At 63.5% G+C, this 898-nt stretch carries 1 protein-coding gene; it reads right to left on the reverse strand.

Going from position 1 to position 898, the window contains the following annotated elements; all coding sequences use genetic code 11:
* Positions 1-88: 88 nt before the first annotated feature.
* On the reverse strand, positions 89-898 hold an 810-nt coding region (locus HAQ05_RS27835), incomplete at its 5' end, for a head maturation protease, ClpP-related (protein WP_190427596.1).

Here is an 898-nt window from a genome sequence, read left to right on the forward strand (position 1 = left end):
TGCGCCGACTCAGCCTGCGCTTTGATTTGGTCGCCAATGCCCTTGAGGCTGGCGTTGAGTTCTTTGACTTGGGCTTCGAAGTCCATGGTCACTGTCCTTTCAGGGAATTCAGGAGGGAGGTTGCCGCGCTCAGAGAGGCGGTGAGGTCTGGCGCGACAGCGCTGGGCTTGTCGGTCAGGGCAGCGTCATGCGTGCCCCCGCCAGCAGCGCGGAGCGTGCTGGACTTGAAATTGGCGAAGAGTTCGCGGCGCTCGCTGCGGGCCATGCCGGCCTTGGCCAAAGCCACATCCATGGCCTTTAGCGCGTTGGTCTGCTTGGCATCGTCGTCTTCACGCTCGACAACCTCGTCGGCGGTTAACAGCCCGGTGGCCAAGCCCAGCTCCACGGCGCGCTTGCCACGGATGAACGTCTCGTCATCCATCATCTCGGCAACGTCCGCGACCGGCTGGCCGCTCGTTTCCGCGTACAGGTCCGCCATGGCAGAGTCGAACTCCTCCATGTCGTCGGCGATATCGCGCAGGTAGTGGCGGTTACCCGCGAGCAATGTCCAGCAGTTGTGGATCATCAGGAAGGCACTAGAAGCCACCTGGCGCTCGGCGCCAGCCAGGTACACGATCGAGGCCGCGCTGGCCGCCATGCCCAGAACCTTGGTGGTGACCGCCTGGGTGTGCTCCCGCAAGCGGTTGTAGATGGCTATGCCCTCGAACATGTCGCCGCCTGGCGAGTTGATGTACACGGTCACAGGCTTGTCGCCAATGGTCCGCAGAGCCGCGTCGATGCGGTTGACGGTGACGCCATCCCCGTACCAGTCTTCACCGATCACTCCGTAAACGGTGATGGTGTCGGAGGTGGTCTCCACGGCGGCCCGGAGCGCCGGATTCCATTTTTCGAGCGCGCG

The organism is Pseudomonas typographi (assembly GCF_014694385.1).
Classification (GTDB): Bacteria; Pseudomonadota; Gammaproteobacteria; order Pseudomonadales; family Pseudomonadaceae; genus Aquipseudomonas; species Aquipseudomonas typographi.